The organism is Leucobacter allii, assembly GCF_022919155.1.
Lineage (GTDB): Bacteria > Actinomycetota > Actinomycetes > Actinomycetales > Microbacteriaceae > Leucobacter > Leucobacter allii.
Genome location: NZ_CP095045.1, coordinates 1809716 through 1835714, shown reverse-complemented (window position 1 = coordinate 1835714; position 25999 = coordinate 1809716). Strand labels below are relative to the sequence as shown.

The following is a 25999-nucleotide window of genomic DNA, read 5'->3' as shown; positions in this document are numbered from 1 at the left end:
CCCTCATTCTCGCCGGAGCAGCGCCCATCCGGTCTCCCCGTCCTCCGGCGTTTCGCGTCGGGCGACGTATCCCAGGAGCTCCAGCTCCGCGAGCGCGCCGTTCGCGGAGCGCGCATCGACTCCGGCGAGGCGCCCGACCTCCTCCGTGCGCCGGCTCCCGCGCAGGGGCAGCGCATCGATGATGCGCCGGTGGAGCGCGGGCTGCCTCGGGGGCGGCTGCGCGGCCGGCTCAGACGTCGCGGTCGGATGGCGCGCTCCGCCGTCGGGCGGCGCGGGCCCGGCCGAGCGGCGCGGGTGCGGCGCGGGGACGACGGACCGGGGTGCGTCGCGTCCCCGGGACGGAGCGCGACCGTCGAGCCCGAGCCCGAACAGGGCGTCGTCCTCCGCGAGCCCGAGGAGCTCCCGCGCCTCGGCGGCGTTCGTGACGAGCGTCGCGCCGTACTCGCGGATCAGGCGGTGGCAGCCCGCGGAGGCCGCGCTCGTGACCGGTCCGGGCACCGCCCCGAGCATCCGCCCGAGCTCGGCGGTGTGGCCGGCCGAGTTCAAGGAGCCCGAGCGGACACCGGCCTCGGTGACGAGCGTCGCGCGCGCGAGCGCGGCGATGAGCCGGTTCCGTTGGAGGAAGCGCCATCGGGTCGGCGCGGAGCCCGGCGCCATCTCCGAGCACACGAGCCCCGACGCGCCGATGCGCTGCAGCAGCTCGGCGTGCGCGGCGGGGTAGGGGCGGTCCGCCCCGCCCGCGAGCACCGCGACGGTCGGCGCCCCGCAGGCGAGCGCGGTGCGATGGGCGACCGCATCGACGCCGTACGCCGCACCCGAGACGATGGCGACCCCCGCCGAGGCGACGCCGTCCACCAGCTCGGCGGTGACGTGGGCGCCGTATCCGGTGCACGCGCGCGCCCCGACGACCGCGAGCGAGAATGCCGCGAGCAGTTCCGGCTCGCCCCGGATCCACATACCCAGCGGCGCGTGCGGACCGAGATCCTGCAGCGAATCCGGCCAGAAGAGCGAGCCGGGCGACACGAAGCGCAGCCCGGCCGCGATGCCGCGATCCATGTCCTCGAGGCTCGCCGCACGGCTCAGTCGCGGGAGCCAGCGTCCGAGCCCGGCGCGCACGCGGGCGGGCGTGAGCGGCCCCGGCGCATCGTCTTCCGGCGCGTCCGCATCCGCGGTCCCCCGCGCGCGGGATCCGCCCGGTCCGCCGAACACGTCCGCACCGGCCGCACCGGCCGCACCGGTCACGCCGGCCGCACCGGTCATGCCGGTCGCGCCGGCCGCACCGTCGCCGCCGGATGCGCCGTCCGCGGCGATCGCGCAGAGGCGCGCGGCCCCCGTCCCCGAGGCGACGAGTTCCAGGGACTCGGCGGCTCCGAGCGCGTCGATGAGCGCCCCGGCGACGCCGTCCCCGGGCTCGACGAGCCGCGACCAGACGAGATGCGCCAGCAGCGCGTCGGCGTCGGGTTGCGGGAGTTCGGCCGGGGAGGCGACTCCGGGGGAGACTGCTCCGGGGGCGCTCCCCGAGGCGGCGCCCCCGGGCAGCAGCCGGATGAGCCGCTCCCGCAGCTCCCCGTCGGCGCGGACGGCCCGGGCGGGGCGCCCTCCCGGGGTCACGAGGGGCCTCCGCCGCGGAGCACGAGCGCCTGCGCGACCTCGTCGCGTCCGGGGCGCTCGCGCCCCGCGAGATCGGCGATGCTCCACGCGATCCGGAGCGTGCGGTGGTACCCGCGAGCCGTCAGCGCACCGCGCTCGATCGCGCGGTCGAGCACCGCGGTGTCGCTGCGAGGAAGCCGGGCGCGGGGACTGCGCAGCCACGCTCCGGTGACCTCCGCGTTCACGCGCCACGGCGTGCCCCTGAGCCGTTCGAGCGCCCGGGATCGAGCGGCGGCCACGCGTTCGCCCGCGCTCGCGCTCGTGAGCGCGGGCGCGGATCCCGCCGCGAACAGCGTCCGCGCCACACGATGCAGGGTGAGCCGCAGATCGAGACGGTCGGCGAGCGGGCCGGAGATCCGCTGCTGGTAGCGCACCCGCGTGCTCGGCGAGCAGCGGCACTGGAGCGCGGTGTCCGGAGCCCCGGCGTTGCCGCAGGGACAGGGGTTCGCGGTGAGCACCAGTTGCAGCTTCGCGGGGAGCGTCGTGCGCACCCGGGCGCGGTGGATGTCGATGACGCCCGACTCGAGCGGCTGCCTGAGCGCCTCGAGCACATGGCGGGAGAACTCGGGCGCCTCGTCGAGGAGCAGCACCCCGTGACTGGCGCGCGTGATCGCGCCGGGGCGGATCTCCGCGCCGGAGCCGCCGCCGATGATGGAGACCTGCGACGCCGTGTGGTGCGGGCTCTCGAACGGCGGGATCCGGATGAGTCCGGTGAGGGGCGCGCCGCCGAGGGAGGCGATGCTGCTCGCCTCGAGCGACTCCTCATCGCCGAGCTCGGGCAGGATGGTGCGCAGGCGGCTCGCCAGGAGCGTTTTCCCGCTGCCCGGCGGCCCCGAGAGCGAGAGATGGTGCCGTCCCGCTGCCGCGATGACGATCGCCTCCACCGCCTCCTCCTGACCCACGACATCGGCCAGGTCGGGGAGCGGCGCATCCGGCGCTCCGGATTCCCCGGGCGCCCGTCCGCCCGGGGCGGAGCCGGGCGCCGTCGTTCGTCCCGGCCGTGCCGTCGCCGGAGGGGCCGCCACCGCCCCGCCCCGGTACCAGGCCACGGCGGCGGTGAGGTCGGCGACGGCGACGACCTCGATTCCCGGCACGAGCGCCGCCTCGCCGCCGCCCGAGGCGGGCACCATCACCCGGGAGAAGCCGAGCCCGCGCGCCGCGATGACGGCGGAGAGCAGTCCCGCGGGTCGGCGGAGCTCCCCGCCGAGGCCGAGCTCGCCGATGTGCGCGATGCCCGCGAGGCGTTCCGCCGGCAGCTGCCGCGAGGCGGCGAGGGCGGCGAGGGCGATCGCGAGGTCGAAGCCGGAACCGTGCTTCGGGAGCGAGGCCGGCGAGAGGTTGACCGTCAGGAAGCGGTCGGAGAGCGGCAGGCCCAGCTGCGCGGTGGCGGTGCGCACGCGCAGTTTCGCCTCGGCCAGCGCGGTGTCGGGCAGCCCGATGATGGCCATGCCGGGCAGCTGCTGCGAGACCGCGGCCTCGACCATCACGGCGGTGCCGGAGAGCCCGGAGAGCGCGACCGCGGCGGCGCGGCACACGAGCCCGCTCACGAGATGCCCGCCAGATGCTCGATGCGCGGGGCGCCGGGCCCGAGCGTGATCCCGACCGCGTCGAGGCGCAGCCGCTCCGGGTGCTCCTCGTGCGCGCGCACCCATTCGTAGAGGAGTCGCCGGAGGCGGAGCGCCTTGCGCGCGGTGATCGCGGCGAGCGGGTGCCCGTAGCCGGAACCGCTGCGGGTCTTCACCTCGACGCCGACGAGCGTGCCGGCGTCCCGGGCGACGAGGTCGAGCTCGCCGGCGCGGCAGCGCCAGTTCCGATCGACGATCTCGAAGCCGCGCGCGGCGAGGAACCGCGCGGCGAGCTCCTCGCCATGGGCCCCGAGGGCGATGCGCGCTCGCCCCGGCCGGTCGCGGGGCGGAACCGTGTGCGACATGCCGTCTCCTTCCCGTGCCGATCGGCTGCGACGCCGAGGTCATCGGCCCCATCCTGCGCGTCGGCGGGCCGCGGGGCCAGTGCGCCGGGACGGATGTGGATCGATTCGCGCGAACCGGCTCGACCCGCGCGCTGTGGACGGAATGCTGCGCGGTTCCCGGTGGTATGCTGTCAGATGCACCTCGCACGAGGTGACTTCGCGTGCCCGCTCATCGGCTCGTCGCCACCGGTCTCCCGCCGTCATGGAGGGAGCGGCGTCTCCGAGGGCACCAGGATCTGGTCGCATCCGCGACCGATACGCAACCGCAAGCGCGCGCCCCCGTGGCGCGCAGAACAGGAGAACGGCAATGGCCGTCGTCACCATGCGCCAGCTGCTCGACAGCGGCGTCCACTTCGGACACCAGACCCGCCGCTGGAACCCGAAGATGAAGCGCTTCATCTTCACCGAGCGCTCCGGCATCTACATCATCGACCTGCAGCAGTCGCTCGGGTACATCGATGCCGCGTACGAGTTCGTGAAGCAGACCGTGGCCCGCGGCGGCAACATCCTCTTCGTCGGCACGAAGAAGCAGGCCCAGGAGGCCATCGCCGAGCAGGCGCAGCGCGTCAACCAGCCCTACGTGAACCAGCGCTGGCTCGGCGGCCTGCTCACCAACTTCCAGACCGTCACCGGCCGCCTCGAGCGCATGAAGGAGCTCGAGCAGCTCGACTTCGAGGGCACCACGAGCGGCTTCACCAAGAAGGAGCTGCTGCTCAAGAAGCGCGAGCTCGAGAAGCTGCAGAAGTCGCTCGGCGGCATCCGCAACATGGGCAAGACCCCCTCGGCCCTCTGGGTGGTCGACACCAAGAAGGAGCACCTCGCGATCGACGAGGCGAAGAAGCTCGGGATCCCCGTGATCGCGATCCTCGACACCAATTGCGATCCCGACGAGGTCACCTACCCGATCCCCGGCAACGACGATGCGATCCGCTCCGTCGCGCTGCTCACCCGCGTGATCGCCGACGCCGCGGCCGAGGGACTCATGGAGCGCCACCAGAAGCCCGCCGAGGGCGCCGAGGCCGCCGCCGAGCCCCTCGCCGAATGGGAGGTCGAGCTGCTGAACGCGGAGAAGACCGAGGCCCCCGCCGCCGAGGAGACCACCGAGGCCGCGGCTCCTGCCGCCGAGGAGGCCCCGGCCGCCGAGGAGGCTCCCGCCGCCGAGGAGACCACCGAGGCCGCGGCTCCCGCCGCCGAGTAACCACCGCACCGAACACCGATCCTGCGCCGTCGCGCAGGGTGACGTCATGATCCTGCGACTGCGCGCAGGATGACATCGAAAAGGAGTCACATATGGCTGCAGTAAGCATGGCCGCTGTGAAGGAGCTGCGCGAGCGTCTCGGCGCCGGCATGCTCGATAGCAAGAACGCGCTGACCGAGGCCGATGGCGACATCGAGAAGGCCATCGAGATCCTGCGCCTCAAGGGCCTCAAGGGCGTCGCGAAGCGCGGCGACCGCGAGGCGAGCGAGGGCCTCGTCGCCGTGCGTCAGAGCGACGACGCGGCGACGATGATCGAGCTCGTCTGCGAGACGGACTTCGTCGCGAAGAACGAGAAGTTCATCGCCCTCGCCGAGCGCGTGCTCGACGCGATCGTCGCGGCGTCGGCCGCCGACGTCGAGGCCGCCCTGGCCGCCCCGGCCGACGGCAAGACGGTCGGCGAGGTCATCACGGACGAGGCCGCCATCATCGGCGAGCGCATCGTGCTGCGCAAGGTCTCGCGCATCGAGGCCCCGGCGACCGCGGTCTACCTCCACCAGACCTCCAAGGATCTGCCCCCGCAGATCGGCGTGGTCGTGGGCTACGAGGGCGATGACGCCGAGGCGGCGCTCAGCATCGCCCGGCACATCTCCTTCGCCGACCCGCTCTACCTCAGCCGCGAGGATGTCCCCGAGGCCGACGTGGAGAAGGAGCGCGCGCTCGTCACGGAGATCTCCAAGAACGAGGGCAAGCCCGAGGCCGCCCTGCCGAAGATCGTCGAGGGTCGCCTCACCGCGTTCTTCAAGCAGGTCGCCCTGAACGAGCAGGTCCACGCGCTCGACGCCGACAAGCGCGAGGTGAAGAAGGTCGCCGAGGCGGCCGGGATCACCGTCACGGGCTTCGCCCGCGGCAAGGTCGGCGCGTAAGCACCGCCATCGAGACCCGGGTCGGCCGGGGAACACCCCGGCCGACCCGGGTCTTGTGCTGCCGCCGCACTATCATGGCCACAGCCGGGGGTCGATCCCCTCGGCCCCGTACATCCCCGATCATCGACACCCCCTGAAGGAGCTCCCCATGACCGAAACCCCCGACCGCAAGCGCCGCGTGCTGCTGAAGCTCTCCGGCGAGGCCTTCGGGGGCGGCACGCTCGGGGTGAACCCGGACGTGGTGAGCCAGATCGCCCGCGAGATCGCGGCGGCGACGGCCGACTCCGAGGTCGCCGTGGTCGTCGGCGGCGGCAACTTCTTCCGCGGTGCCGAGCTCTCCCAGCGGGGCATGGACCGCGCCCGCGCCGACTACATGGGGATGCTCGGCACCGTGATGAACGCGCTCGCGCTGCAGGACTTCCTCGAGCAGGCGGGCGTCTCGAGCCGCGTGCAGTCCGCGATCACCATGACCCAGGTCGCCGAGACCTACATCCCGCTGCGCGCCATCCGCCACCTGGAGAAGGGACGGGTCGTGATCTTCGGCGCCGGCGCCGGCCTGCCGTACTTCTCGACCGACACCGTCGCCGCCCAGCGCGCGCTCGAGATCCACGCCGACGAGGTGCTCGTGGCCAAGAACGGGGTCGACGGCGTCTACACCGCCGATCCGAACCGCGACCCCGATGCGACCCTGATCGATGAGATCTCCTACGGCGACGCGCTCGTGCGCGGCCTCAAGGTCGTCGACTCGACCGCCTTCAGCCTCTGCATGGACAACGGCATGCCGATGCGCGTGTTCGGCATGGAGCCGGCGGGGAACGTCACGGCGGCGATCCGCGGCGAGGAGCTCGGCACGCTCGTCCACAGCTGACCGGCCGGCGCCGGGCGCCCCGCCCGCTAAGCTGGACACAACCGCGTTTTCACTAAGGAGCACACCGTGATCGAAGAGGTCTTCGCCGATGTCAAGGACCGCATGACCAAGGCGGTCGAGGCCGCGAAGGAGGGCTTCGCGACGGTCCGCACGGGGCGCGCGAACCCCTCCCTGCTGCAAAACGTGCAGGTGGACTACTACGGCACGCCCACGCCCCTGTCGCAGCTCGCGTCCGTGCAGAACCAGGATGCGCGCAGCCTGATCGTCACCCCGTACGACAAGGGTGCGATGAAGGACATCGAGCAGGCCATCCGCGACATGCCGAACCTGGGCGCGAACCCCTCGAACGACGGCACCGTGATCCGCGTCAACCTGCCCGAGCTCACCGAGGAGCGCCGCAAGGAGTTCGTGAAGATCGTGAAGGGGCGCGCCGAGGACGCGCGCGTCGCGATCCGCAACGTCCGCCGCTTCGGCAAGGACGAGTTCGGGGCGCTGAAGGACGAGGTCGGCGAGGACGAGATCGCCCGTGCCGAGAAGGAGCTCGAGGCCGTCACCAAGCAGTTCATCGATCAGGTCGACGACGCCTGCAAGCGCAAAGAAGCCGAGCTGCTGGAGGTCTAGTCGGCATGGCAGGGTCGGACAGACGGGACGAGCTCCGCTCGCATCTCGAATCGACGCGCGCGCAGCTCGAAGCGACGAACGCGAAGATCGAGGCGCGTGCGGGGCGCAACCTGTTCTTCGCGATCCTGTCGGGCGTCGTCTTCGGCGCGGTCTTCCTCGCGAGCCTGCTGCTCGTGAAGGATCTCTTCGTGCTCCTGGTCGCCGTCATCGTGGGCATCGCGCTCGTCGAGCTTGCGGCGGCGTTCCGGGTGGCCGGCCGACGGGTGCCGCGGATCGGCGTCGTCCTCGGCGGTCTCGTCGTCGTCGGCGGGGCCTACTTCTTCGGTGCCGAGGGGATGCTGCTCGGTCTGTTCGCGGGATCGGCCCTGCTCACCGTGTGGCGGCTCGTGGAGGGGCTCGTGCCCGCCTGGGAGACCCCGAGGCGCACGCTCGTGCGCGACGTGTTCTCCGGGCTCTTCACGCTCGTCTACGTCGCATTCCTCGCCTCCTTCACGGTGCTGCTCGTCGCGGCCGAGGGCGGCGAGTGGTGGGTCTTCGCGCTCGTGCTCGTGGTCGTCTCCGTCGACGTCGGGGCCTACGCGGCCGGGGTCACCCTCGGCAGGCACAAGATGACGCCCCGAATCAGCCCGAACAAGACCTGGGAGGGCTTCGCGGGCGCGGCGGTCGTCGCGACCGCCGCCGGGATCGCGGTCGCGGTCCTCGCGCTCGGACAGCCGTGGTGGGTCGGGGTCGTGATCGGCCTCGTCGTGCTCATCACCGCGACCGGCGGCGATCTCACCGAATCGCTCATCAAGCGCAATCTGGGAGTGAAGGACATGAGCTCATGGATCCCCGGCCACGGCGGGTTCCTGGATCGCCTGGATTCGCTGCTGCCCTCCGCCGTCGGCGTCTACGGCGTCGCGCTCGTGCTGGGGGCGGTGTAGATGACGGCGGGCGGCGGCGGGGCGGATTCCCAGGTCTCGGAAACGACGGGTCGGCAGAATAGGCGGGTGCACACTTCGTTCCCGCTGGCCGCCGGCTCCGGCTCCGGCTACCATCCGGAGCAGGTCGATGCGTTCCTGGCGAGTGCGCGGTCGGCGTACGAGGGGCCCGGATCGGGGGCGACGATGACGGCGGCCGACGTGCGCCGCGCCGCCTTCGCGGTGAAGCGGGGCGGCTACGCGGCCCGCTACGTCGACGCCGCCATGGACCGTCTCGAGGAGGTCTTCTTCGAGCGGGAGCGGCGCGCGAGTCTGCGGGCGCAGGGCGAGGACGCCTGGTGGGACGAGACCCGGGCGCTGCTGTCCGAGGTGCGCGGCCGCATCCAGCGCCCCCGGGGCAAGCGCTTCCGCCGCCGCGGGCTCTTCGCGACGGGCTATCGGCGCTCGCAGGTCGATGCGTTCCTCGATCGGATCTCCGACATGTTCGAACGTCGCGAGCTCGGCCTGAAGACCGCGGAGGTGCGCGACGTCGTCTTCCATCCGCAGTGGCGCGGCTACGACGAGGACCAGGTCGATGCGCTGCTCGATGCGGTCGTCGAGCTGATCCTCGCGACGCGCTGAACGCCCGGGCGCGGCGCGCCCGGGAGACGACGGGCGGGAACCGTCGTTGAAGCGCGCGGCGCGCTGAGATATAATCGTTATATTGTGCGTGCGTTGAACTCGAAAACCCCCTCCCGCTGGGCCCGCGTCAAGGCCCCCGTCGCGGCTCTGGCCGTGGCGGGGATGTTCGGCGTCGCGGTCGTCGCCCCGTTCGCGATGCCGAGCGCGCAGACCGACGCCGAGGCGCTCGCCTTCGAGGAGCGGATCCACCAGGAGTTCGTGCCGAACACCTCGCCGGAGGCGGATCTGGTCTTCACCGACGTCCCCGTGGACCTCTCCGAGGCCGAGCAGGAGAAGGCCGCCGCCGAGCAGGCTGCGGCGGAGAAGGCCGCAGCGGAGAAGGAAGCCGCCGAGCAGGCCGCGGCGAGTTCCGGCTCGGGCGGCGGCTCGGTGCAGGCCCCCGCGAAGTACACCGGGGGTGGCTCGATGGCCGAGTGGATGACGGCCGCCGGCATCGCCGAGGCCGACTGGAGCTACGTGGTCTACATCGCCGAGCGCGAGAGCGGGCTCAACCCCAACGCGACGAACGCGAGCTCGGGCGCGTGCGGCCTCATCCAGGCGCTGCCCTGCAGCAAGGTTCCCGGGAACGGATACGACCCCGTCGACAACCTCCGGTGGGCGAACGGCTACGCGGTCGACCGGTACGGGAGCTGGGCGCAGGCCTACGCCTTCTGGACCACCAACCACTGGTGGTGACCCGCGCGCATGGCGCGTAGCCGCCGGCCGAACAAGTATCAGCGTGCGGCGCTGACCCCGCAGAGCGATGTCACGCGACTCGCCTACGGTGGAGCCAGGCGCGTCGCGAGGCGGGGCGCGGAGTGGTTCGTCCGCGACATTCCCGCGCACCGGGCCGAGAAGGCCTATCGCTGCCCTGAGTGCGGCACGGAGATCCCGCAGGGCCAGGCGCACGTCGTCGCCTGGAGCGCGGAGCACTTCTTCGGCGACGAGGCGGCCGTGCGCGATCGCCGTCACTACCACGCCCACTGCTGGCGCCTCGCCTGAGCCGACGGGGGCGCTGCGTGAATCGGCGCCCGGCGACGGAGCGGAGGCCGCCGCCGCACGGCTCAGAAGAGCGTCGGCGGAGTGACCGGCTGCGCCAGCGAGATCTCGGGTCCGGGCTCGGACGCGGGCAGTCCCGGGCCCCGTTCGGGTGCGCGCCCCGCTTGGAACGCCGTCGCCGCCGCTCGGGCGCGGTCGTCGGCCGCCTCGTTGAGCGGGTGCCCGGCGTGGCCCTTCACCCACTCGAAGCTGACCGAGCGGCCGACGAGCGCGGCGTCGATCTGCTCGAGCAGCTCGCGGTTGAGCACGGGCTTGCCGTCGGCCTTGCGCCAGCCCCGGCGCTTCCACCCGGCCATCCACTGCGTCACCGAGTTGATGACGTACTGGCTGTCGCACAGGATCCGCAGGGGCTCGTCTGCGAGCGGCGCGGTGGCGTGCAGGAGATCGAGCACCGCCATCAGCTCGCCCTGATTGTTCGTGGCGCGCGGCCAGCCGCCGGCCCGCCAGCGCTCGTCGTCAATCACCCAGGCCCAGCCCGCGGGTCCAGGGTTGCCGAGTGCCGAACCGTCCGCCGCCGCCGTGAGTGCCATGCTTCCATCCTGCCAGAAGCGCGGGCCCCGGGCGGGCGGGGGAGCGGTGCGCTCAGGCGCCGTCGGGGCGCTGGATCGGCGCCGTGACGTCCGCCTCGGGCGCGTCGGAGCCGCTCGGCCCCTCGGCGCCCGACGCGTCGCCGGCATCTGTGCGCTCGCCGGCATCCGTGCGCGCGGCGGCGGCCGCGACCGGCTGCTCGACGAGACGGCCGGCGACGGTGCTCATCTTCTGGGCGTTCGTGATGACCTCGCCGAGGCTCTCGAAGTAGCGGGCGACGGCGCCGCGCTCCACCTTCAGCTGCGTCATCCGGTCCTCCGCGGCGGCGAGGACCTTCGTCGCCCGGTCCTCCGCGGCGGCGAAGGTCGTCTGGGCGCGCTGCTCGGCCTCGAGGAGGATCTGCGCGGCGCGTCGCTCCGCCTCGGCCCGGATCGCGCGTGCCTCCTGAGTCGATTCCGAGATCAGATGCTCGTGCTCGCTCCGGGCCGCGTCGAGCTGCGTCCGCAGCTCCGCGAGTTCCGTGCGCGTGGCCTCGATCTCGCGCTGCGAGGCCTCCGCCGCGGCGCGCTGCGCCTCGGCGAGCTCGCGCTCGAGCGTCTCGCGCTGCTCGACCGCGGCGGTGCGCGAGGCGGTCGTCTCCGCCTCGAGCTCGGCGCGCAGCGCGCGGACGGAATCCTCGGTCTCCGCGCGCAGCCGCGCGAGCTCCGTCTCCTCCGACCGCCGGTACTCCGCAAGTTCGGCGACCGTGTCGGCGCGGAGCCGGTCGGTCTCCTCGGTGACGGCGGCGCGCTGCGCGGCGACCTCCCGAGCGATCGCGGCCTCCTGCTCCTCGCGGGCGCGCCTGAGGTCCTCCTCGTGCTGGGCGCGCTCGGCGGCGATGACGCGATCGTGCTCCTCGCGCTCCCGCGCCACGTCCTCGGCGAGCTGCGCCCGTTCCCGCTCCATCCGCAGCTCGAGCGCCTCGCGTTCGATGCCGAGGGCCTCGGCGACCTCGTCCCGCTCGATGCGGAGCCGTTCGGCCTCCGCGGCGCGCGCGTCCTCGAGCTCCCGCTCCTGCGCGATCCGCTGAGCGGAGAGCCGCTGCGCGTGCATGGTCGACTCGTCGGCGACGCGCGCCTCGTGCACGGCGAGCGCCTGCGCGAGCTCGCGCTCCTGCGCGGCGCGCTCCGCGCCCAGCTCGGCCTCGTGGGCGCTCCGCTCCTCGGCGATCCGGGCGCTGTGGCCGTCCCACTCGGCGATGAGGCGATCCTGATGCTCTGCCAGTTCGCTGCCGATCCGGGACTCGTGCGCCGAGCGCTCCTGGAGCAGCTGTGCCTCCTGCGCGGCGCGCTCCTCGGCCAGCCGGTGCTCCTGCGCGACGCGCTCCTCCGCGAGCTGCTGCTCGTGCGTCTCGCGCTCCGCGCGGATCCGCTCCTCGTGCGCGTCCCGCTCGTCCGCGATGGCGGTGCGGTGCTCCTCGGCCTCCGCCGCGATGCGCTCCTCGTGCTCGCGCCGTTCCGCGCCGAGCGCCGCGTCGTGCGCCTCTCGCTCGGCGCCGAGCGCCGCGTCGTGCTCGGCGCGCTCCCGGGCGAGCGCCGTGTCGTGCTCCTCGCGCTCCGCGGCGATGGAGCGGTCGTGCTCCTCGCGCTCCGTGCGGATCGCGTGCTCGTGCGCCGCGCGCTCCTCGGCGACGCCCTGCTCGTGCGCCTCCCGTTCGCGGGCGAGGCGCGAGACGTGCGCCGAGAGCTCCGCGGCGAGCCGGGTCTCCTGGGCCTCCTCGGCGTCGCGGAGCTGGGCCTCGTGGGTGACGATGCCGGCGCGGATCGCCTCGTCGTGCGCCGCCCGTTCATGGAGGATCGCGGAGTCGTGCGAGCCGCGCTCCTCGGCGAGACGACGCTCGTGAGCCTCGCGCTCCGCGGCCAGACGCTCCTCCTGCGCGATGCGCGCGGTCTCGAGCTCCGCCTCCGTCTCGGCGCGCAGACGCTCGCGCTCCTCGGCGGCGGCCGCGGCCGCCCGTTCGCGCTCGCGCCCGCCCTGCTCGGCGAGCGTCGTCAGCTCAGCGCGCTGCGCCTCGATCTCGCGCGCGATGCCCTGCTCGTGCGCCGCGCGCTCCTGCGCGAGACGATCGACGTGCGTCTGCAGCTCGGCTGCGATCCGGCGGTCGTGCTCCTGCCGCTCCGCCGCGATCGTCGCGTCGTGCGCGCTGCGCTCCTGCGCGATGCGTCCCCGGAGGGTCTCGATCTCGATGTCGAGCGCGCGTCGTTGGGCCGCGGCCTCCGCCTCGAGGACGCGACTGCGCTCGGTGAAACGCTCCTCGAGCTCGGCCTCCTCGCGCTGACGACGGCCTTCGAACTCCGTCCGAGCCAGCTCGCCCTCGTGCACGAGCCGCGCGCGTTCGAGCTCCGCCTCGCGCTCGCTCTCCGCGCGCTGGCGGGCGAAGGACTCCGCGAGGCGCTCGGTCTCGGCGCGGAGCTCGCTCGCAGCCGTCCGGGCCTCGCTCGAGATCCGCTCCGCCTCGGCGCGCGCCGCCGCGAGCGCCGCCTCGGCCTCCCGATGCGCGGTCTCCCGCTCCGCGGCGGCCTCGCGCTCGGCCGCGCTCCGGCTGAGTTCGGCGGTGCGCCGCGCCTCCTCGAGCAGGCGCTCGCGCTCGGCATTGGCGAGCGCGGTCTGCTCGGCGAGGTCGTTGCGCGCGCCGGTGATGATGATCTCCGACTGCTCCGCAGCGGACGCGAGCAGTTCGTCGGCGCGCTGCTGCGCCTGGGTGAGCACCCGGCGGCTCTCCTCCTCCGAGGAACGGCGCAGCTTCTCCGCATCGAGGTCCGCCTGTGCCATCAGCCGCTGCGCATGATCCTCGGCGACCTTCAGGCTCTTCTCCACCCGGAGTCCGAGCCCCGAGTAACCGCTCGCGCCGAGCTCCGCCACCTGCTCCTGCAGCTCCGCGATGAGCTGCCGCTGCTCCTGGCCCGTGTGCGTCGCCTGCTGGTGCGCGAGCTGCAGCGCCTCGAGGTGCGACTGCAGCGTGCCGATGTGTCCGGTGAGCGCGCCGATGCGCTCGTCCACCTCCTCGCGGTTGTATCCGCGGAACGCAGGAGAGAACTGCTGGGCTGATTCGGACACGTGGCCTCCGGAATCGGAACGAGATTTCCGCGGCCGCGCGGGTGCTCGCGGGACGGCCACAGGGGTGGTGATCCACGATAGCGCACTTCATGCGCGCGCGTCCCTGGGACCGGTGCCGGCTCGGCTTCCTCGCGCGCATCCATGTCATATCCGGAAAGCTCCGGTAGCGTTGAACGTCGAACACCCGTCCGCCGCGCTCGCCCGATCCCGGAGCGGACGCCGCGGCGGGGACATGAACTGAAGGAGACCCCCGTGCGATATGTGCTCGCGATCGCAGCGCTCGTGCTCTCCGGCGTCCTGCTCCTGCTGGGCATCGGACAGCGGACGTTCCTCGCCGGCCCCTCGGAGATCGGCATCGCGATCGACACGCAGTCCGAGACGGGCTTCGCCGTGCTCGACGCGGGGGAGCTGGCGAAACTCCCCGGCCAGGCCAACGTGGTCGTGCGGGGCGCCGACGCCTTCGTCGCGACGGGGGCGACGCGCGACGTGGAGGCCTGGACCGAGCCGTACTCGCACGCCAAGCTGACGGTCGATGCGCTGGGACAGCGGATGCTGAGCGCGCTCGTGGCCCCTGCCACCGAGGACTCGACGCCGACGACGGCTGCCCCGGAGACCGCTGCCCCGGAGACGGCGGCCCCGGCGGACGACACGGCCGCAGAGGCCCCCATGGAGGATGCGGCGGGCCTCGATCCCCGCGGCAGCGATCTGTGGCTGAGCGAGCGCTCCATCGACGAGCGCGGCAGCGGCACCGAGGCGCAGACGCTGCGCGTGCCGGTCGCGCTGTCGGAGGGGCAGTCGGTGCTCATCGCGTCGACGGGCACGGACCCGCTGCCGGCGGACGCATCGGTGGTGTGGGCGCAGGACCGCGAGACTCCCTGGGCCGGCCCGCTCCTCGTCGGGGGCGGTCTGCTCGCGCTCGCTGGCGGCGTGCTCTACCTCCTCGCGATCGATCACGATCGCCGAGGGCTCGGCCCGCGGCGCGGTCGCAAGGGTCCGCTGCTCGGCATCCGCAACCTCTTCGGCCGGCGTGCGCATCGCAGCGCGAGCTCCACGACGCCGCCGGCGTCTCCCGAGGCCGAGGCGGCCCCGGGCCGCGCCACCCGAAGCGCGCGTGCGACGCGCCGGCTCGCCCTCCCGGCGCTCGGGCTGGCGGTCGCCGTCGGCCTCACCGGCTGCTCGGCGAGCTACTGGCCCGCCTTCGGCGACGAGCCCGCCCCGGAGCAGACCGAGGAGCCGGCGAGCGGCATCGCACCGGTGCCGGTGACCGAGGGGCAGCTCGACCGCATCGTGGCCGACGTCGCGGCGGTCTCGGGGGAGGCCGACGACTCCTTCGACGCCGCCGCGCTCGACGCCCGCTTCACGGGCGATGCCCTCGAGCAGCGCGCAGCCAACTACACCATCCGCGCGGCCATGCCCGAGTACGGCGTGATCCCGCCGCGCATCACCGACGAGGCGCTCGACTACGAGCTCGTGCAGAGTACCGAGACCTGGCCGAGAACGGTGTTCGTGACCGTCGCGTCCTCCTCGGGCGCCGTCGAGGAGCCCGCGGGCGAGGAGGTCGACGGCGAAACGCCCGAGATCGCCGGCGAGGCGAACGGCGAGGCCGCCACGACGGAGGACTCCGAGTCGTCGCCGTCGCTCGCGCTCGTGCTCACGCAGCAGAACCCGCACGAGAACTTCCACGTGTCGCGCGTCGTCGCGCTCCGCGGCGGCATCTCGATGCCGCAGGCCGCTCCGGCGGAGGAGGGCACGGCCGTGCTCGCGGGGGACACCGGAACGCTCGTGCTGCAGCCCGATCAGGTCGGCGCGGCGTACGCGGCAGTGCTGCAGAACGGTACGGACATTCCCGAGGCGGAGTCCTTCGACCTCGGCACGGACACGCTGCTCGAGAACTACGGCAAGGCCCGGGCGGAGCAGTCGCAGCAGCAATCGGACGAGAAGGAGCAGACGATGGCCTTCTCGGTCACCGCGCGGCAGGGCGACGAGCCGATCACGGCGCTCTCCACGGGGACGGGCGGTGCGCTCGTCGCCACGACGGTGATCGAGGAGCAGGTGGTCGACGCCGCGGGCGGCCGCTACAAACCGCAGGCGAAGGACGCCGTCACGGCGCTCTCAGGCCTCGAGGGCGAGCAGGAACGGCTGGTGCAGCAGGTCGCGCACCAGATGCTCTTCTACGTGCCCAGCAAAACGGACGGATCGAAGATCCAGCTGCTCGGCGTGACGAGCGAACTCGTCGGCGTGACGAACTAGGAACACCTCGAAGGGGAAACGGAACGAACATGACGCAGCAGATGCCGGAGCGGATCCCGGGCGGCGGGATCGACCTCAGCCACCTCGCCGGGCGCGGCCAGACCGGGTCGCCCGTCGGCGCGCCGGGGAGCGGCCCGGGCGCCCCGGCGGGCCAGGCGGGTCAGGTCGTCGACGTGCCGTCGCTCGTGCTCGAGGTCACGGAGGCCGGGTTCGAGCAGGCGGCGCAGCTGTCGACGGTCGTGCCGGTGGTCGTCGAGCTGTGGTCGGCCGCGAGCCCCGCCTCGCAGGAGCTCGCGCCCCTGCTCGAGGAGGCGGTGCGCGCCCTCGCCGGCCGCGCGCTCCTCGCGAGGGTCGAGGCCGAGACGAATCCCGGGCTCGCCCAGGCCTTCCAGGCGCAGGTCGTCCCCACGGTCGTCGCGCTCGTCGGGGGCCGCCCCGTCCCGCTCATCCAGGGAGCCGCATCGGCGGAGCAGCTCAGGGAGCTCCTCGCGCAGCTCGTGCAGCTGGCCGAGCAGCACGGCGTGACCGGCCGGGTGAACGCGCCCGAGGCGGACGCCGATGCGCCGAGCGAGCCCGCCGAACCGGTGATCCCGCCGGCGCATCTCGCGGCCGTCGAGGCGGCGGAGCGCGGCGACTACGCGGCGGCCGTCGCGGAGTGGGAGGCGGTGCTGCAGAAGGCGCCGGCCGACGCGGAGGCGCGTGCGGCGCTCGTGCAGATGCGACTGCTCCAGCGCCTCGACGGGACGACCGCGGAGGGGATCAGGAGCGCCGCGGCGGAGCACCCCGACGGGGTCGACGCGCAGCTCGGCGTCGCGGACCTCGATGTCTCGGGCGGGCACGTCGAGGACGCCTTCCTGCGCCTGCTCGATCTCTTCGCCGCAGCCTCGGAGGACGCCGACCGCGCGCGGATCCGGGAGCGCCTGCTCGAACTCTTCGAGGTCGTGGGCGTCGCCGATCCTCGCGTGATCGCCGCGCGCGGCCGGCTCGCCAATCTGCTCTACTGATGCCGGCGACGGCGGCGCGGGGCGGAGTGCGATGAGCGGCGCGTACCTCGATCACGCCGCGACGTCGCCGATGCCCGCTGCCGTGCGCGAGGCGTTTCTCGACGCCCTCGGGCTCGTCGGGAATCCGGCGTCGACGCACGGGCACGGGCAGCGCGCGGGGGAGGCGCTCGAGTCCGCGCGCGAGCGGATCGCGGCGGCGCTCGGCGGCGACCGCGCCGAGACGGTGCTCACGGCGGGGGGGACCGAAGCGATCAACCTCGCGATCAAGGGCGTCTACTGGGCTCGCCGTCGCGCCGGCGCCGGGCCCGTCGTCCTCATCGCCGAGGGCGAGCACCACGCGACCCTCGAAGCGGCCGAGTGGCTGCGCGACGCCCAGGGCGCCGAGCTCGCGACGCTGCCGATCGGAGCGGAGGGCGGGCTCGCCCCCGAGGCCCTCGCAGCGGCGATCGACCGGATCGGGAGGGAGCGCATCGCGCTCCTCAGCTTCCTCTGGGCGAACAACGAGGTGGGGACGGTGCAGCCCGTCGCGCGGCTGTGCGCGATCGCTGAGGCCGCGGGGATCCCGGCGCACGTCGACGCGGTCTCGGCGCTCGGACAGGTGCCGGTCGATTTCCACGCCTCGGGAGCGGCCGCGCTCAGCGTTTCCGCCCACAAGATCGGCGGGCCCGTCGGCGTCGGCGCGCTCCTGCTCGGCCGGCGCACCGCCGCCGAGCCGCTGCTGCACGGCGGCGGTCAGCAGCGCGCCAGATCCGGCACCCAGGATGTCGCCGGGGCCGTGGCGTTCGCGGCGGCGCTCGAGAACTCGCAGGATCCCGCCTCGCCCGTGCGGCCCCGGCCGGAGCGCATCGCCCGCATGCGCGCGCTGCGCGACCGGCTGATCGCCGGCATCCGCGGCATCGACCCGGGCGCCGCGCTGCGCGGTCCCGAACCCGGCGGCGACGCCGATCCGCGGCTCCCGGGCAACGTGCACTTCACCTTCCCCGGCTGCCAGGGCGACTCGCTCGTCTTCCTGCTCGACGCCGCCGGGGTGTCGGTCTCGGTCGGCTCGGCCTGCCGTGCGGGCGTCGCGGAGACCTCGCACGTCCTGCTCGCGATGGGGGTGCCGGAGGGCGCGGCGGCCGGGGCGCTGCGCTTCACCTTCGGCGCCGAGACCCGCGACTCCGAGGTCGACGCGCTGCTCGACGCCCTCCCCGATGCGCTCGCCCGCGCCAGGGCCGCCGGCCTGAGCTGAGCCGGGCCCCGGAGCCGGCCCCGGAGCCGGGGCCCAGCCGGCTCGCCTACACTGGGGGGAATGAAGGTGCTGGCGGCGATGAGCGGCGGAGTCGATTCCGCGGTGGCGGCCGCGCGCGCGGTCGACGCCGGACACGAGGTGGTCGGCGTGCACCTGGCGCTCAGCCGCATGCCGGGAACGCTGCGAACGGGCTCGCGCGGCTGCTGCACGGTCGAGGACGCGATGGACGCACGTCGCGCGGCGAATCTGCTCGGCATCCCCTTCTACGTCTGGGATCTCAGCGAGCGGTTCAAGGAGGACGTCGTCGACGACTTCATCGCCGAGTACGCCGCCGGCCGCACGCCGAACCCCTGCATGCGGTGCAACGAGAAGATCAAGTTCGCCGCGCTGCTCGACAAGGCGATCGCGCTCGGCTTCGACGCCGTCGCGACCGGCCACTACGCGACGCTCGCAGACGGGCCGAACGGTCGCGAGCTGCATCGGGCGAGCGCCTGGGCCAAGGACCAGTCCTACGTGCTCGGCGTGCTCACCGAGCCGCAGCTCGCCCACTGCTACTTCCCGCTCGGGAGCACTCCGTCGAAGGATCTCGTGCGCGCGGAGGCGGCCGAGCGCGGGCTGCAGCTCGCGCAGAAGCCCGACAGCCACGACATCTGCTTCATTCCCGACGGGGACACCCGCGGCTGGCTCTCGGAGCACGTCCGGCGCGCCCCGGGGGACATCCTCGACGAGGCAGGCGCGGTCGTCGGGCGCCACGACGGCGCGCACGGCTACACGGTGGGCCAGCGGCGCGGCCTGCAGCTCGGCCGCCCATCCGCCGACGGGCGCCCCCGATACGTGCTCTCGATCCGCCCGGTCTCGAACGAGGTCGTGGTCGGCCCGCAGGAGCGGCTGGCGATCGGCACGATCGCCGGCGGACGATTCAGCTGGGCGGGGGAACCGGGCTTCGATCCGGCCGAGGCGTTCGCGTGCGAGGTGCAGATCCGCGCCCATGCCGACCCCGTGCCCGCGCGGGCGCGCCTCGTCCCGATCGCCGAGGCGGAGCGGACCGAGCAGCATCGGGCCGGAGCGAGCCGGGAGATCGTCGTCGACGTCGATCTGGAGCGCGCCGAACCGCTCCTCGGCGTGGCGCCCGGGCAGACGGCGGTGCTCTATCTCGGCAGCCGCGTGCTCGGGCAGTTCACGATCGATCGCGCCCTGCCCGCGCAGCAGCGGGCCGATGTCGTCGGTGCTCTCTAGACTGGGAGCGTGAACGAGAACCCGCTGGATCCGCCCGCCGACTTCGACGCCGCGCGCGCGGAGGTTGAGGCGCTCACCGCAGAGATCGAGCGGCTGCGGCTGGCCTACTACTCGGAGGCGACGAGCCTCGTCTCCGATGCGGAGTACGACGCCCGTTTCCACCGGCTCGAGGCGCTCGAGCGCGCCTTCCCCGAGCTCGCCGGCCAGGACAGCCCGACGCGGGACGTGGGGGCCGCCGTGGTCTCGGCGGGGTTCCCGGAGCACACACACGCCGAGCGCATGCTGAGCCTCGACAACGTGTTCTCCCTCGACGAGTTCCGCGAGTGGGCGGCGAAGACGCTGCAGGCGGCGGGGCGGCCGGTGCGCTGGCTCACCGAGCTCAAGATCGACGGCCTCGCCATCAGCCTCGCCTATCGGCGGGGCGTGCTCGAGACGGCGACGACGCGCGGCGACGGGACGGTGGGCGAGGACATCACCGAGAACGTCGATCTCATCCCCGCGATCCCGCGCGAGCTGACGGGGGAGGGCATCCCGGAGTTCTTCGAGGCGCGGGGCGAGGTCTTCCTGCGGGGCGAGGACTTCCTCGCGCTGAACGAGCGCCAGCACGAGCTGCAGGCGGAGTTCGCCGCCGAGCAGCGCGCGAAGGGGCGGGCCGAGGAGCAGATCCCCATCCGCTTCCCGGAGTTCGCCAACGCCCGCAACACTGCCGCCGGTTCGCTGCGGCAGCGCGCCGAGAAGAAGAATGCCGCGGAGCTCGCGCTCATGCGCGAGCGCCTCGGACGCCTGGCGCTCTACGTCCACGGCATCGGGGCCTGGTCGCACCCCGGCTTCGAGAACCAGTCGGACGCGTACCGGCTGCTCGGGGACTGGGGGCTGCCCGTGTCGCCGCACTCGCGCGTCTTCGACGATGCGGAGGCGGTCGCCGACTTCATCGTCGACCGGGGCGAGCACCGGCACGACGTCGAGCACGAGATCGACGGCATCGTGGTGAAGGTCGACGAGCTGGAGCTCCACGCCGAGCTCGGGGAGACGAGCCGCGCGCCGCGGTGGGCCATCGCCTACAAGTACCCGCCGGAGGAGGTGCACACCAGGCTCCTCGACATCCGCGTGGGCGTGGGGCGCACCGGGCGGGCGACCCCCTACGCCGTGATGGCGCCGGTGAAGGTCGCCGGCTCGACGGTGCGACAGGCGACGCTGCACAACCAGCAGGTGGTGCAGGCGAAGGGCGTGCGGATCGGCGACACCGTCGTGCTGCGCAAGGCCGGCGACGTCATCCCCGAGGTGCTCGGCGCCGTCGTCGAGCTGCGCGACGGCAGCGAGTGCGAATGGCGGATGCCGGAGCGCTGCCCGGAGTGCGACGCCGCATTGCGCCCCATGAAGGACGGCGACATCGATCTGCGCTGTCCGAACGCCCGCGCCTGCCCGGCGCAGGTGCGGGGCCGCGTGGAGCACATCGGCTCGCGCGGCGGCCTCGACATCGAGGTGCTCGGCGAGATCACGGCGGCGGCGCTGACCCAGCCCGAGGTGCCCGCGGAGCCTCCGCTCGAGACCGAGGCGGGGCTCTTCGATCTCACGCTCGAGGAGCTCGTCCCCATCGTCGTCGTGGTGCGCGACAGCGAGACCGGGGAACCCGTCGTCGACGAGGAGACCGGTGCACCCCGCCGCCGGGCGCCGTTCCAGCGCCTCGGACCCGCGAGCTATCCTCCGGGCTGGGAGGACGCGAGCCCCGCGGCGCGGCGGGCCGCCGGGGTCAAGAAGGATCATCGCGAGGTCCTGCCCTCCAAGGATGCCGGCACGCTGCTCGCCGAGCTCGAACGGGCGAAGTCGAAGCCGCTCTGGCGGCTCCTCGTCGCCCTGAACATCCGCCACGTCGGGCCGGTCGCCGCACGCGCGCTCGCCGAGAGGTTCGGCTCCCTCGACGCCATCCGGGCGGCGACGGTCGACGAGCTCTCCGAGGTCGACGGGGTCGGCGGGACGATCGCCGAGTCACTGCACGCCTGGTTCGCCGTCGACTGGCATCTGGAGATCGTCGAGCGATGGGCGGCCGCCGGCGTGCAGTGGTCGACGCCGGGCCACCCGGGTCCCGGCGCCGCCGTCGCGGCCGGCGGCGTGCTCGAGGGGCTCACCGTCGTCGCCACCGGGTCGCTCGACGGCTTCACCCGGGACGGCGCGAAGGAGGCCATCATCCAGGCCGGCGGCAAGGCGGCCTCCAGCGTGTCGAAGAAGACCGACTTCGTCGCGGCGGGCCCCGGTGCGGGTTCGAAGCTCGGCAAGGCCGAGGAGCTCGGGATCCCCGTGCTCGACGCGGCGCAGTTCGCCCTGCTCGTGACCGAGGGGCCGGATGCCCTCGGGCTGGGCGCTGCGCCCTCGGCGGATGCGGCGGGCGCCGATGGCGGAGCCGCAGCGGCAGACGCGGAGAGCGAAGCCGGGGACGAGGAGGGCGCCGCGGGGGAGTGACCTCGTCCGGAGTTATCCACAGATCATTCATACCCATCTCAGGGGCAACGCCCCGAACATAGACTGGAAACCTGCGGGGATCGACAGCGGTCCCGGATGGGGCGCAGCACTCCCGAAAGGACGAGCCATGCCCGCAGTCGCCCCCGAAGCCCCCGACGTCCGTGCGACCGCCCCGCCGACACGCGCGGCCTGGGCCGAGCAGCACCCGCTCCTCACGGTCTACTACGACGTCGAGTGGGGCATGCCCGTGACCGACGAGACGGGCGTCTTCGAGCGGCTGTCCCTCGAGGCCTTCCAGTCCGGGTTGTCCTGGCTGACGATCCTGCAGCGGCGCGAGGGCTTCCGCGATGCGTTCGCGGGCTTCGATCCCGAGCGGGTCGCCGCATTCGGCGAGGCGGATGTGGAGCGGCTCCTCGCGGATGCCGGCATCATCCGCAATCGGCGCAAGATCCTCGCGACGATCGGCAACGCGCGGGCGACGCTCGCGCTGCGCGATCAGGGGACCGACCTCGCCCGCCTCGTCTGGGGGTTCCGCCCCGAACGCTCGCCCGCGCCCCGGAACGACGCCGAGGTGGGCAGCGCATCGGCGGAGTCGCTCGAGCTCGCCCGCGAGCTCAAACGCCGCGGCTTCGCCTTCGTCGGGCCGACCACCGTCTACGCGCTGATGACCGCGATCGGCATCGTCGACGAGCACCTCGTGTCGAGCCACCGTCGGGGGTGCTCGGGGCTGTGGAACGCCGATGGCAGCCGCACCGCGCGAGCAGTGCCCTTCCCGGAGCTCGCCGGTGCCGCGGCCGCGGGGAGCGCTCGGTAGGATGGTGGGGTCCGTCGCGGCGGCCCGTCCGGGCCCGCCGCGACCGCGCAATCCACTCCCCAATCACGATGGAGCAGCATGCCTGAAACCCCTGCGGCGGAACGCGCCGCGGCGAGCGGCGAGATCACGGCGGAGACCGTGCAGCATCTCGCAGGCCTCGCCCGGATCGCCCTCACCGAGTCCGAGCTCGCCTCGCTCACGACCGATCTCGACTCGATCCTCGCGAATGTCGCGAAGGTGCGCGAGGTCGCGGGGGACGACGTCCCCGCGACGAGCCACCCGATCCCGCTCGACAACGTGACGCGCCCCGACGAGGTATCGGATGTGCTCACGCGCGAGCAGGCGCTGCGGAACGCGCCCGATGCGGCCGACGGCATGTTCAGGGTCTCGTCCATCCTGGGCGAAGAGCAGTAGGGGGCGGAGCATGAGCGAACTCATCACCTGGACCGCGGCGGAGCTCGCCGCGAAGCTCGCGGCGACGGAGGTCTCCGCGGTCGAGGCGGCCGAGGCCCACCTCGACCGCATCGCCGAGGCCGACGGCGCGCTGCACGCCTTCCTCGCGACCGATCCCGAGGTCTCCCTCGCCGCAGCGCGGGACATCGACGCCCGCCGCGCCGCCGGCGAGGACCTCGGCCCGCTCGCGGGCGTTCCCCTCGCGATCAAGGACGTGCTCGTCACGACCGACATGCCCGCGACCTCGGGCTCGCGGATCCTCGAGGGCTATCGGTCGCCGTTCGACGCCACGGCGGTCGCCCGCGCGCGCGCCGCGGGGCTCGTGAACATCGGCAAGACCAACATGGACGAGTTCGCGATGGGCTCCTCCACGGAGAACTCCGCCTACGGACCGACCCGCAACCAGTGGGGCGAGGATCGCGTGCCGGGCGGCTCGGGCGGCGGCTCCGCCGTCGCGGTCGGCGCGTTCGAGGCGCCGCTCGCCCTCGGCTCCGACACGGGCGGTTCGATCCGGCAGCCCGCGGCGCTCACCGGCACCGTCGGGGTGAAGCCGACGTACGGCGGCGTCTCCCGCTACGGGGCGATCGCGCTCGCCTCCTCGCTCGACCAGATCGGGCCGTGCGCCCGCACGGTCCTCGACACGGCGCTGCTGCACGACGTCGTCGCCGGCCACGATCGGCACGACTCCACCTCGCTCGACTTCGCCTGGCCGTCGATGGCGGAGGCGGCTCGAGGCGGCGCCGATCCCGAGTCCCTGCGCGGGCTCCGCGTCGGCGTCGTCAGCCAGCTGATGCAGGGCGGGGTGCAGCCCGGCGTGCAGGCGCGCTTCGCCGAGACGCTCGCGCTGCTCGCCGCGCAGGGGGCCGAGATCGTCGAGATCGACGCGCCGCACTTCGAGTACGCCGTCGCCGCCTATTACCTCATCCTCCCGGCCGAGGCCTCCAGCAACCTCGCGAAGTACGACTCGGTGCGCTTCGGTCTGCGAGTGGTGCCCGAGGGCGGCGGCACCGTCGAGGGCGTGATGAGCGAGACGCGGGCCGCGGGCTTCGGCCCCGAGGTGAAGCGGCGCATCATCCTCGGCACCTACGCCCTCTCCGCGGGCTACTACGACGCGTACTACGGCAGCGCCCAGAAGGTGCGCACGCTGATCCAGCGGGACTTCGCCGAGGCGTTCGTGCGCGTCGACGTCATCGCGACCCCCACGGCGCCGACCACCGCCTGGAGACTCGGCGCGCACGGCGGCGACCCGATGCAGGACTACCTCAACGACGCCACGACGATCCCGGCGAACCTCGCCGGGATCCCCGGGCTCAGCCTGCCGATCGGCACGGCAGAGGAGGACGGCCTCCCCGTCGGCCTGCAGCTCATGGCCCCGGCATTCGAGGATGCCCGGCTCTATCGGGCGGGCGCGGCGATCGAGCAGCTCATCGCGGAGCGCGACGGGGCGCCGTTCTGGGCGCAGTCCCCGTCCCTTGCGCAGGCCCGAGCCGGAAAGGCGGCGAACTGATGGCGAAGACGAAGCTCATGGACTTCGAGCGCGCGCTCGAGCTCTTCGAACCCGTGATCGGCCTCGAGGTGCACGTCGAGCTGAACACGCAGACGAAGATGTTCAGCACGGCGCCCAACGTCTTCGGCTCGGAGCCGAACACGAACCTCGCACCGGTGTGCCTCGGACTCCCCGGCTCCCTGCCCGTCCTCAACCACGAGGCCGTGCGCTCCTCGATCAGCCTGGGCCTCGCGCTCGGCTGCGAGATCGCCGAGCGCTCGGGCTTCGCCCGGAAGAACTACTTCTACCCGGACATGGGCAAGAACTACCAGATCTCGCAGTACGACGACCCGATCGCCTTCGACGGATCCGTCGAGATCGAGCTCGCCGGCGGCCGCGTCGTGCACGTGCCGATCGAACGTGCGCACATGGAGGAGGACGCCGGCAAACTGACCCACGTCGGCGGCTCGACCGGCCGCATCCAGGGCGCCGAGTACTCCCTCGTCGATTACAACCGGGCCGGTGTGCCGCTCGTGGAGATCGTGACCCGTCCGATCTTCGGCGGTGAGGCCGATACGCCCGAGATCGCGGCGGCCTACGTGTCGACCATCCGAGACATCGTCGTGGCCCTCGGTATCTCGGATGCGCGGATGGAGCGCGGCAACATCCGCTGCGACGCCAACGTCTCGCTGCGTCCGCGCGGCAACGAGGGCGCCGGGATGCGCGTCCTCGGCACCCGCACGGAGACGAAGAACGTGAACTCGCTGCGGTCGGTCGAGCGCGCCGTGCGCTTCGAGATCCAGCGCCAGGCGCAGATCCTCAGCGAGGGCGGGGCGATCACGCAGGAGACGCGGCACTGGCACGAGGATACGGGGGAGACCTCGCCCGGACGGCCCAAGAGCGACGCGGACGACTACCGCTACTTCCCCGAGCCCGACCTCGCCCCGCTCACGCCGTCGCGCGAGCTGGTCGAGGAGCTGCGCGCGGCGCTCCCCGAGCATCCGACGCTCCGCCGACGCCGGCTGCGCGAGGCGTGGGGCTTCTCGGCCCTCGAGTTCCAGGACGTCGTCAACGCGGGCCTCATCGGTGACATCGAGGCCACGGTCGCCGCGGGCGTCGCGCCGCAGGCCGCGCGCAAGTGGTGGATGGGCGAGATCGCCCGCATCGCCAAGGAGCGCTCGGCCGCCCCGGCCGAGCTGATCACGCCCGAGCAGCTCGCCTCGGTCGTGGCGCTCGTCGATGCGGGCACGCTGAACGACAAGCTCGCGCGGCAGGTCATCGCCGGCCTGATCGACGGCGAGGGCACCGCCGCCGAGATCGTCGAGGCCCGCGGCCTCGCGATCGTCTCCGACGACGGCGCGCTCATCGCGGCCGTCGACGCGGCGCTCGCCGAGCAGCCCGACGTCCTCGCGAAGATCCGCGACGGCAAGGTGCAGGCCGCCGGCGCCATCATCGGCGCGGTGATGAAGGCCATGCGCGGGCAGGCGGATGCGGCGAAGGTGCGCGAGATCGTGCTGGAGCGCGCCGGGGCGTAGCGCGCCGGACCGGGGGCGCGCGGTCGGCGCGTCCCCGGGCG

At 73.4% G+C, this 25999-nt stretch carries 22 protein-coding genes; 17 read left to right on the top strand and 5 right to left on the bottom strand.

The window, feature by feature from the left end:
* Positions 1–3 precede the first annotated feature (3 nt).
* The 3 genes from dprA to MUN78_RS08630 are packed head-to-tail and all read right to left on the bottom strand — an operon-like array spanning position 4 to position 3580.
* Entirely contained in the window at positions 4–1611 is a 1608-nt protein-coding gene (dprA, locus tag MUN78_RS08640) for a DNA-processing protein DprA (protein ID WP_244725798.1), read from the bottom strand.
* Entirely contained in the window at positions 1608–3197 is a 1590-nt protein-coding gene (locus MUN78_RS08635) for a YifB family Mg chelatase-like AAA ATPase (RefSeq protein WP_244689143.1), read from the bottom strand. The genes dprA and MUN78_RS08635 overlap by 4 nt, the downstream gene beginning before the upstream one ends.
* Positions 3194–3580 (bottom strand): YraN family protein, encoded by a 387-nt coding sequence (locus tag MUN78_RS08630; RefSeq protein WP_244689141.1) that lies wholly within the window; start codon positions 3578–3580, stop codon positions 3194–3196. Before MUN78_RS08630 ends, MUN78_RS08635 begins: the two co-directional genes overlap by 4 nt.
* A 346-nt stretch (positions 3581–3926) precedes the next feature.
* On the opposite strand from MUN78_RS08630, the gene rpsB reads away from it, so the two are divergent.
* From rpsB to MUN78_RS08590, 8 genes are all read left to right on the top strand, one after another.
* Entirely contained in the window at positions 3927–4817 is an 891-nt protein-coding gene (rpsB, locus tag MUN78_RS08625; protein WP_244725796.1) for a 30S ribosomal protein S2, read from the top strand.
* Between the two features lie 92 nt (positions 4818–4909).
* Positions 4910–5740 (top strand): translation elongation factor Ts, encoded by an 831-nt coding sequence (gene tsf, locus MUN78_RS08620; protein WP_244689137.1) that lies wholly within the window; start codon positions 4910–4912, stop codon positions 5738–5740.
* Positions 5741–5888: 148 nt separating this feature from the next.
* Positions 5889–6608: a UMP kinase gene (gene pyrH / locus MUN78_RS08615; RefSeq protein ID WP_244689134.1), complete on the top strand. Its 720-nt coding sequence runs from the start codon at positions 5889–5891 to the stop codon at positions 6606–6608.
* Between the two features lie 66 nt (positions 6609–6674).
* Positions 6675–7229 (top strand): ribosome recycling factor, encoded by a 555-nt coding sequence (gene frr, locus MUN78_RS08610; RefSeq protein WP_244689132.1) that lies wholly within the window; start codon positions 6675–6677, stop codon positions 7227–7229.
* Between the two features lie 5 nt (positions 7230–7234).
* Entirely contained in the window at positions 7235–8152 is a 918-nt protein-coding gene (locus MUN78_RS08605) for a phosphatidate cytidylyltransferase (RefSeq protein WP_244689130.1), read from the top strand.
* A gap of 66 nt (positions 8153–8218) precedes the next feature.
* Positions 8219–8770 carry a DivIVA domain-containing protein gene (locus MUN78_RS08600; RefSeq protein ID WP_244689128.1) on the top strand — a complete coding sequence of 184 codons (552 nt, stop codon included), beginning with the start codon at positions 8219–8221 and terminating at the stop codon, positions 8768–8770.
* A 93-nt stretch (positions 8771–8863) separates the two neighbouring features.
* The gene (locus MUN78_RS08595; protein WP_244725794.1) at positions 8864–9505 is read left to right on the top strand and encodes an aggregation-promoting factor C-terminal-like domain-containing protein; all 642 of its coding nucleotides are present in this window, start codon (positions 8864–8866) and stop codon (positions 9503–9505) included.
* 9 nt (positions 9506–9514) lie between these two features.
* The gene (locus MUN78_RS08590) at positions 9515–9811 is read left to right on the top strand and encodes an ATP/GTP-binding protein (protein WP_244725793.1); all 297 of its coding nucleotides are present in this window, start codon (positions 9515–9517) and stop codon (positions 9809–9811) included.
* A gap of 62 nt (positions 9812–9873) precedes the next feature.
* Here MUN78_RS08590 and MUN78_RS08585 read toward each other — a convergent pair whose 3' ends face one another.
* Both MUN78_RS08585 and MUN78_RS08580 read right to left on the bottom strand, forming a co-directional pair.
* Entirely contained in the window at positions 9874–10398 is a 525-nt protein-coding gene (locus MUN78_RS08585; protein WP_244725791.1) for a ribonuclease H family protein, read from the bottom strand.
* 52 nt (positions 10399–10450) lie between these two features.
* Entirely contained in the window at positions 10451–13492 is a 3042-nt protein-coding gene (locus MUN78_RS08580) for a hypothetical protein (protein ID WP_244725789.1), read from the bottom strand.
* A gap of 252 nt (positions 13493–13744) precedes the next feature.
* Between MUN78_RS08580 and MUN78_RS08575 the strand changes: the two genes are divergently transcribed.
* The 9 genes from MUN78_RS08575 to gatB all read left to right on the top strand — a co-directional run bounded on the left by MUN78_RS08575 (position 13745) and on the right by gatB (position 25958).
* Positions 13745–15742: a DUF8094 domain-containing protein gene (locus tag MUN78_RS08575; protein WP_244725787.1), complete on the top strand. Its 1998-nt coding sequence runs from the start codon at positions 13745–13747 to the stop codon at positions 15740–15742.
* Positions 15743–15771: 29 nt separating this feature from the next.
* Positions 15772–16746 carry a tetratricopeptide repeat protein gene (locus MUN78_RS08570; protein WP_244725786.1) on the top strand — a complete coding sequence of 325 codons (975 nt, stop codon included), beginning with the start codon at positions 15772–15774 and terminating at the stop codon, positions 16744–16746.
* 31 nt (positions 16747–16777) lie between these two features.
* Complete coding sequence (locus MUN78_RS08565; protein WP_244725784.1) at positions 16778–17977, top strand: cysteine desulfurase family protein; 1200 nt, start codon at positions 16778–16780, stop codon at positions 17975–17977.
* Positions 17978–18037: 60 nt separating this feature from the next.
* Positions 18038–19213: a tRNA 2-thiouridine(34) synthase MnmA gene (mnmA, locus tag MUN78_RS08560; protein ID WP_244689117.1), complete on the top strand. Its 1176-nt coding sequence runs from the start codon at positions 18038–18040 to the stop codon at positions 19211–19213.
* 9 nt (positions 19214–19222) lie between these two features.
* Entirely contained in the window at positions 19223–21670 is a 2448-nt protein-coding gene (gene ligA / locus MUN78_RS08555) for an NAD-dependent DNA ligase LigA (protein ID WP_244725782.1), read from the top strand.
* 127 nt (positions 21671–21797) lie between these two features.
* A complete protein-coding gene (locus MUN78_RS08550) occupies positions 21798–22484 on the top strand; it encodes a DNA-3-methyladenine glycosylase I (protein ID WP_244689113.1) in 687 nt (228 codons plus the stop codon).
* A 78-nt stretch (positions 22485–22562) separates the two neighbouring features.
* Positions 22563–22898, top strand: coding sequence for an Asp-tRNA(Asn)/Glu-tRNA(Gln) amidotransferase subunit GatC (gatC, locus tag MUN78_RS08545; RefSeq protein ID WP_244725780.1), 336 nt, complete (start codon positions 22563–22565; stop codon positions 22896–22898).
* Between the two features lie 10 nt (positions 22899–22908).
* On the top strand, positions 22909–24444 hold the full coding sequence (gatA, locus tag MUN78_RS08540) for an Asp-tRNA(Asn)/Glu-tRNA(Gln) amidotransferase subunit GatA (RefSeq protein WP_244725778.1): 1536 nt from the start codon (positions 22909–22911) through the stop codon (positions 24442–24444).
* A complete protein-coding gene (gatB, locus tag MUN78_RS08535) occupies positions 24444–25958 on the top strand; it encodes an Asp-tRNA(Asn)/Glu-tRNA(Gln) amidotransferase subunit GatB (protein ID WP_244725776.1) in 1515 nt (504 codons plus the stop codon). Before gatA ends, gatB begins: the two co-directional genes overlap by 1 nt.
* Positions 25959–25999: the final 41 nt, after the last annotated feature.

Coding starts and splice junctions, on each gene's coding strand:
- MUN78_RS08605 (WP_244689130.1), top strand. CDS start 7,235: ATGGCAGGGTCGGACAGACGGGACGAGCTCCGCTCGCATCTCGAATCG.
- MUN78_RS08590 (WP_244725793.1), top strand. CDS start 9,515: ATGGCGCGTAGCCGCCGGCCGAACAAGTATCAGCGTGCGGCGCTGACC.
- gatA (WP_244725778.1), top strand. CDS start 22,909: ATGAGCGAACTCATCACCTGGACCGCGGCGGAGCTCGCCGCGAAGCTC.
- MUN78_RS08565 (WP_244725784.1), top strand. CDS start 16,778: ATGAGCGGCGCGTACCTCGATCACGCCGCGACGTCGCCGATGCCCGCT.
- MUN78_RS08585 (WP_244725791.1), bottom strand. CDS start 10,398: ATGGCACTCACGGCGGCGGCGGACGGTTCGGCACTCGGCAACCCTGGA.
- mnmA (WP_244689117.1), top strand. CDS start 18,038: ATGAAGGTGCTGGCGGCGATGAGCGGCGGAGTCGATTCCGCGGTGGCG.
- MUN78_RS08550 (WP_244689113.1), top strand. CDS start 21,798: ATGCCCGCAGTCGCCCCCGAAGCCCCCGACGTCCGTGCGACCGCCCCG.
- tsf (WP_244689137.1), top strand. CDS start 4,910: ATGGCTGCAGTAAGCATGGCCGCTGTGAAGGAGCTGCGCGAGCGTCTC.
- rpsB (WP_244725796.1), top strand. CDS start 3,927: ATGGCCGTCGTCACCATGCGCCAGCTGCTCGACAGCGGCGTCCACTTC.
- MUN78_RS08570 (WP_244725786.1), top strand. CDS start 15,772: ATGACGCAGCAGATGCCGGAGCGGATCCCGGGCGGCGGGATCGACCTC.
- MUN78_RS08630 (WP_244689141.1), bottom strand. CDS start 3,580: ATGTCGCACACGGTTCCGCCCCGCGACCGGCCGGGGCGAGCGCGCATC.
- gatB (WP_244725776.1), top strand. CDS start 24,444: ATGGCGAAGACGAAGCTCATGGACTTCGAGCGCGCGCTCGAGCTCTTC.
- gatC (WP_244725780.1), top strand. CDS start 22,563: ATGCCTGAAACCCCTGCGGCGGAACGCGCCGCGGCGAGCGGCGAGATC.
- pyrH (WP_244689134.1), top strand. CDS start 5,889: ATGACCGAAACCCCCGACCGCAAGCGCCGCGTGCTGCTGAAGCTCTCC.